Source organism: Streptomyces sp. NPDC059456, from assembly GCF_042750055.1.
In the GTDB taxonomy this organism is placed as follows: domain Bacteria; phylum Actinomycetota; class Actinomycetes; order Streptomycetales; family Streptomycetaceae; genus Streptomyces.
The window spans coordinates 1-706 of the sequence record NZ_JBHYVA010000027.1; the positions used below are offsets into that span (position 1 = coordinate 1).

The 706-nt window shown below is 75.6% G+C and carries 1 protein-coding gene; it reads left to right on the plus strand.

The window, feature by feature from the left end; genetic code table 11:
• Window positions 1-201 precede the first annotated feature (201 nt).
• A complete protein-coding gene (locus ACFXA3_RS04595; RefSeq protein ID WP_385181862.1) occupies window positions 202-615 on the plus strand; it encodes a DUF3151 domain-containing protein in 414 nt (137 codons plus the stop codon).
• Window positions 616-706 lie beyond the last annotated feature (91 nt).

A 706-nucleotide genomic window follows, 5' to 3' on the forward strand; every position in this document is an offset into this window, starting at 1 on the left:
ATAAACACTATAATTGTCGGCGGCAGCGTCTGTTGTTTATACGCGACCGGGGGGGGGTGGGGCGCGGGCCCCCCGGCGGGGCCGCCGGGTGGGGGGGCCCCCCCCCCCGGTCACCCGCAGGAGCCCCGGGGGTGGTTGGGGCACCGCCCGTACGCGGTACCGCCGCTCCGCGGAAGGGGCCCGATACCCCAGACTTGGTGCATGTCCATTCACCAGAACCTGCTCGGGGGCCCCGCCCCCACCCACCTCCCCGACGAGCCGGGCCGCGAGGCCCTCGCCACGGGCACGCCCGCGGTCGAGGTGGCCGCCGCGCACCCGACCTCCTCGCTCGCCTGGGCGACCCTCGCCGACGAGGCGTTCGCCGCCGGCCGCACCGTCGAGTCGTACGCGTACGCCCGTACGGGCTACCACCGCGGCCTGGACGCGCTGCGCCGCGCCGGCTGGAAGGGCCACGGCCCGGTGCCGTGGGAGCACGAGCCGAACCGCGGTTTCCTGCGCGCCCTGTACGCCCTGTCCCGGGCGGCCGAGGCGATCGGCGAGAAGGAGGAGTTCGAGCGCTGCTCGACCTTCCTGCGCGATTCGTCGGAGACGGCGGCGGACGTCCTCGGCGCCTGAGCCGCGCCGAGCCGCAGCGAGTTGCCGGGGGCCCCGGCGCGGGGCCCCGCCCGCCCGGAGGGGGGTTAAAAAAAAAAACCACCCCCCCCAC